Annotated in this window: 5 protein-coding genes; 3 read left to right on the forward strand and 2 right to left on the reverse strand. The window is 67.6% G+C overall.

Translation table 11 applies throughout. From position 1 onward, the window contains the following. Positions 1-217: 217 nt before the first annotated feature. The gene (locus ACXJKR_RS23345; RefSeq protein WP_457324838.1) at positions 218-1,810 is read right to left on the reverse strand and encodes a DUF4178 domain-containing protein; all 1,593 of its coding nucleotides are present in this window, start codon (positions 1,808-1,810) and stop codon (positions 218-220) included. Beyond that, entirely contained in the window at positions 1,803-2,831 is a 1,029-nt protein-coding gene (locus ACXJKR_RS23350) for an SPFH domain-containing protein (RefSeq protein WP_457324839.1), read from the reverse strand. The genes ACXJKR_RS23345 and ACXJKR_RS23350 overlap by 8 nt, the downstream gene beginning before the upstream one ends. Before the next feature lie 112 nt (positions 2,832-2,943). Between ACXJKR_RS23350 and ACXJKR_RS23355 the strand changes: the two genes are divergently transcribed. The 3 genes from ACXJKR_RS23355 to ACXJKR_RS23365 all read left to right on the forward strand — a co-directional run. Then, complete coding sequence (locus ACXJKR_RS23355) at positions 2,944-3,417, forward strand: molybdenum cofactor biosynthesis protein MoaE (protein ID WP_457324840.1); 474 nt, start codon at positions 2,944-2,946, stop codon at positions 3,415-3,417. Next, positions 3,414-3,779 (forward strand): fluoride efflux transporter CrcB, encoded by a 366-nt coding sequence (crcB, locus tag ACXJKR_RS23360; protein ID WP_457324841.1) that lies wholly within the window; start codon positions 3,414-3,416, stop codon positions 3,777-3,779. Before ACXJKR_RS23355 ends, crcB begins: the two co-directional genes overlap by 4 nt. Before the next feature lie 113 nt (positions 3,780-3,892). After that, positions 3,893-5,329, forward strand: a 1,437-nt coding sequence (locus ACXJKR_RS23365; protein WP_457324842.1) for a Clp protease N-terminal domain-containing protein, incomplete at its 3' end; no start/stop codon positions are given.

Consider the following 5,329-nt stretch of genomic DNA (forward strand, 5'->3'; position numbering starts at 1 on the left):
ACGGCTAGGCGACGCGCTGAAGCCCGGGCTGGGTGCCCGGGCAAGGCGCGCAACGACGCCATGCGCCCGCGCAGACCCTCTCCCGCAGGGTTGTCACTCAAAAGCCCGCGCGCGGCGTTGCGAAGCCTCGCTGGGGGGCTACCCCAGCTTCGTTTCGCGCCTTGCTCGCGGGCTTTTGAGTGGCAACGCATCCGATCCCCGCCACCTGAACAGGCCCTCATTTGTGGCCGCCGCCACCGCTGCTGTAGCCGCCGTAGCTGCCGCCGCTGTTGCCGATATAGGCGCCGCTGCCGCGCGAACTGGCGCGGCACTGGCGGTACTCATTGCTGTTCTCGCCAAAGCTGTTCTTGTACTGCTGGCAGTCGTCGCTGGAGCAGGCGCGCATCAGCGCGAACAACAGCACGATGACGAACAGGGCGATGATGATGTTGCGCAGCAGGTTGCCGCCGCTCTTGAAGGCGGAAGTGTCACGTGCGAACTGGACGGCCGGTGCCACCAGGTTGAAGGCCGTCTTCACGGTGTCGGCCGGCACCGGGCTGCCGCCGCTCCAGGTGATCTCGGGGCCCTGCTGCTCGCGGCTCAGCAGGAATTGGCCGTCGCGGGTGATGTAGTCGGTGACCTGGACGCGGTCTTCCAGCCGCACGGGCCAGTAGAACTCGCCCAGTACATGGGTCGTCTTGGCGCCGTAAACCCAGCGCTGCGCATAGTCGCGCCCCTGCCAGCTGACGCCGCCGCGGCCCGAGGTGGGCGCGCCGGTGAGGGTGCGCACCAGGCTCCAGCCCTCGCGGGTGTCGACAAGGAAGGCAAAGCCCGCCAGCTGGTTGTAGAGCAGGTATTCGCGCCAGAAGCTCTGCTCGTCGTCGGCGTCCTCGGGGATGTCGCAGCGCTCCTGGTAGCCCACGACCTGCCAGGCTTCGGGCTTGCCGCCGTCAACGGCCAGCGTGCCGGCGCGGCCCAGCGGGATCAGCGGCGGCAGGCCGCGATCCTGCGGGGTGAAGCCCAGGGCCTTGGATTCGCCCTCCGGCAAGTCGACGACGGCATTGCACTGGGCGCAGACCATGCTCTTGGTCTGCGTGAGCTTGGGCTCCAGTGGTGCGCCGCAGCTCGGGCAGGCGATGGCCCGGCCCTTGAACTTGGCCTCTGCCACCGACTCGCCCTCGGCCGTCGTGCGCAGGCCCTGCAAGGCCATGTCGGCGAGAAGCACATTGCGGCCAACGGACCAGACCGGTGGCTGGCCGTCGCGGTATTCCAGGCTGCCGACCTCGCCCTTGTCGTTGCGCAGCTCGATGACGCAGCCGGGCTTGGGCGGCCGTGGCAGCTCGCCTTCGGCCGCACGCAGTGCCGCCTCGACGATGGCGGCCACCTGCCAGCGCTGGCCGGCCAGCGTCAGCGGTTGGCCCAGGGCGGGGGCTTCGGGGGGTGTTTCGGCGAGCGGTGCCTCCAGGCTGAGGACGAACTGGCCGTTGTCCTCGCTGAGCCAGGCCACACGCGGTGCGTCGGCACCGGTGTCGAAGAACAGATGCCATTCGTTCCAGTTGCCCAGCTCCGAGCCGCGCTGCACGCGGCCGACGACGGTGAAGCCGCGGCCCATCCAGCGGCCGTTCGTGCCCAGCTGCAGCGGCGAATAGTCTTCGAAGATCTCGGCGCTCTGGCCGATCTGGCTCAGCGCTTCGCCGTCGCGCAGCAAGGTGCTGCGGCAGAAGCCGCAGACGGCCGTGCTCGAGGCCGCGCTGGCGAATTCAACCGGCGCGCCGCAATTGGGGCACGCCGCGCGCCAGCGCCGCTGGGCGGCTGGCGTTTGCTCAGCCAAGCTTCTTCAGCAGATCGGCCTTCTTGGCAGCGAATTCCTCGTCGGTCAGGATGCCCTTGGCCTTGAGGTCGCCGAGCTTTTCCAGCAGCGAGACGATGTCTTCGGGCTTGCTGGCCGCCGGTGCCGGCGCTGCGGTGCCGACGCCAGCCAAGCCCTGGCCCAGCGTCTGCGCCAGCGTCTGGCCCAGGGCCACGCCGGCGCCCAGGCCCACGGCTTGGCCGGCGATGCCACCGCCGTCGCCGCCGCCCTTGGCCATCTCGGGCAGGGCCTGAGCCGCCTGGTACTGCATGAACTGACCCATGTTCTGGCCAATGATGCCCATGCCGATGCGCTGGTCGAGGATCTTCTGCAGCTCCTCGGGCAGCGACACGTTCTGCATCGTCACCGAGATCAGCTCCAGGCCGATGGCCGTGAAGGACTCGGCGGTCGCGTTTTTCAGCGCGGCAGCGAACTCGACCTGGTTGGCAGCCAGGTCCAGGAAGGGCGTGCCGCTGCTGGCGACGGCGTCGCTGATGTGTTGCAGCATCAGGCCACGCAGCTGGCCGTCCAGGTCCTGCACCGTGTAGCGCTCGCGCGTGCCGGAGATCTGCGTGTGGAAGACCTTGGGGTCCAGGATGCGGTAGGCGTAGTTGCCGAAGGCGCGCAGGCGCACGGCGCCGAAGTCCTTGTCGCGGATGGCGACCGGCTGGCTGGTGCCCCAGCGCTGGTCGATCTGCTGGCGGGTACTGAAGAAGTAGACGTCGCTCTTGAAGGGGGACTCGAACAGCTTGTCCCAGTTCTTCAGATAGGTCAGCACCGGCAGAGTCTGGGTCGTCAGCTTGTGGGTGCCGGGACCGAAGACGTCGGCCACTTGACCCTCGTTGACGAAGACCGCGACCTGGGATTCCCGCACGACGAGTTGGCCGCCGTTCTGGATTTCCATGCCGGACATCGGGAAGCGCCAGGCCAGCACGCCATCGCCGTCCTCCGTCCACTGGATGACGTCTATGAATTGTTTCTTGATGAAATCCATCAGGGCCATGTCGATTCCTGGCTGCGTGAGAAGAAATGAGGAGCAAGTATCCGGCGGCGGGCTCAGACTTCAACGGCCAAACATGTGAATCTCACCGCGCGCCAGGGTGAGAATCTCTGCCATGCCCAGAGTTTGCATCCAGTCCGGGGACTTTGACGTCGGCGCCGAAACCTCCGCCCTGCGGATGGGGGATGGCGGCGTCGGTGCCGTCGTCGCCTTCGTCGGCACCGTGCGCGAGCACAGCAGCGGCGCGGCAGTGTCGGCGATGGAGCTGGAACACTACCCGGGCATGACGGAGGCGGCCATCGAAGCCATGGTCGACGCGGCCATGGCCCGCTTCGACATCCGTGCCGCCAAGGTCATCCACCGCGTCGGCACCCTGCAGGCCCGCGACCAGATCGTGCTGGTGCTCGTCACCAGCGCCCACCGAGGGCAGGCCTTCCAGGCCTGCGAATTCCTGATGGACTATTTGAAGACCCAGGCGCCGTTCTGGAAGAAGGAACACACGCCGGACGGCGCGCACTGGGTGGATGCCCGGGTGGCGGACGACGAGGCGCTGGCGCGCTGGGGCATCGCGGCGGGGAATGCTTCTTGAACACGCTGGCGGTGGCCTTCGGCGCGGCCATGGGGGGGCTGACGCGCTGGCAGATCGGCCTGTGGCTGAACACGCGCTGGACGGGCTTCCCGCTCGGTACGCTGCTGGTCAACCTCGTCGGYGGGTTGCTGATCGGCATGGCGCTGGAGTGGTTCGGGCGGCAGCCCAACGAAGTGCTGAAGTTGCTGCTGGTGACCGGCTTTCTCGGCGGGCTGACGACGTTCTCGTCCTTCTCTGGCGAGTCACTCGCCATGTTGCAGCGCGGCGAATTCCTGCTGGCGCTGGCGCACACGCTGGCCCATGTGACGGGCGCGCTGGCCGCGGCGGCTGCGGGTTTCGCGCTGATGCGCGCTGCCGTTTGATCCAGGACAAAGAGGCGCTGTCCGACAGCCGCCTTTCACTCGCTGGCGCCAGACTGTGACTTGAAAATGCAGGGCTTGTGCCCACTTGGCTTCGCAACCGGAGGATTCCCACCATGCGTGCCGACAAGTTCACCACCCGCTTCCAGGAGGCCCTGGGTGAGGCCCAGAGCCTGGCCCTGGCCCGCGACAACCCCTATATCGAGCCCGTCCACGTGCTGGCGGCCATGCTGGCCCAGGATGAAGGCCCGCGCGCCCTGATGGAGCGCGCCGGCGTCAACGCCGGCGGCCTGCGTACGGCGCTGGACGGCCTGATAGCTGGCCTGCCCCAGGTCAGCGGCTCGGGCCAGACCGTGCAGGCCGGGCGCGATCTCGTTTCCCTGTTGCAGGCGGCCGAGAAGGAGGCCACCAAGCGCGGCGACCAGTTCATTGCCAGCGAGATGTTCCTGCTGGCGCTGACCGAAGCCAAGACCGACCTGGCCGGCGTGGTGCGCGGCCATGGGCTGACGCGCCGGTCGCTGGAGTCCGCCATCGAGGCGGTTCGCGGCGGCCAGAAGGTCGAGTCGGCCGAGGCCGAGGGCCAGCGCGAGGCGCTGAAGAAATACACGCTGGACCTGACCGAGCGCGCCCGCATGGGCAAGCTCGACCCCGTCATCGGCCGCGACGAGGAAATCCGCCGCACGATCCAGGTGCTGCAGCGCCGCAGCAAGAACAACCCCGTGCTGATCGGCGAGCCGGGCGTGGGCAAGACGGCCATCGTCGAGGGCCTGGCCCAGCGCATCATCAACGGCGAGGTGCCCGATTCGCTGAAGGGCAAGCGCGTGCTGGTGCTGGACATGGCCCTGCTGCTGGCCGGCGCCAAATACCGCGGCGACTTCGAGGAGCGCTTGAAAGGTGTGCTGAAGGAAGTCAGCCAGGACGCCGGCCAGACCATCCTCTTCATCGACGAGATCCACACCATGGTGGGCGCCGGCAAGTCCGAAGGCTCCATCGACGCCGGCAATATGCTCAAGCCCGCCCTGGCGCGCGGCGAGTTGCACTGCATCGGCGCGACGACGCTGGACGAGTACCGCAAATACGTCGAGAAGGACGCCGCCCTGGAGCGCCGTTTCCAGAAGGTGCTGGTCGACGAGCCGACGGTGGAAGCCACCATCGCCATCCTGCGCGGGCTGCAGGAAAAGTACGAGGTCCACCATGGCGTGGAGATCACCGACCCGGCCATCATTGCCGCGGCCGAGCTGAGCCACCGCTACATCACCGACCGCTTCCTGCCCGACAAGGCCATCGACCTCATCGACGAGGCCGCGGCCAAGATCAAGATCGAGATCGACTCCAAGCCCGAGCCGATGGACCGGCTGGACCGCCGCATGATCCAGCTCAAGATCGAGCGCGAGGCGGTCAAGAAGGAAAAGGACGAAGGCTCCATCAAGCGCCTCGGCCTCATCGAGGACGAGCTGCTGAAGCTGCAGCGCGAGTACAACGACCTGGAAGAGATCTGGACGGCCGAGAAGGCCCAGGCCCAGGGCTCGGCCCACGTCAAGGAAGAGATCGAT

The organism is Roseateles sp. P5_E11, from assembly GCF_054049355.1.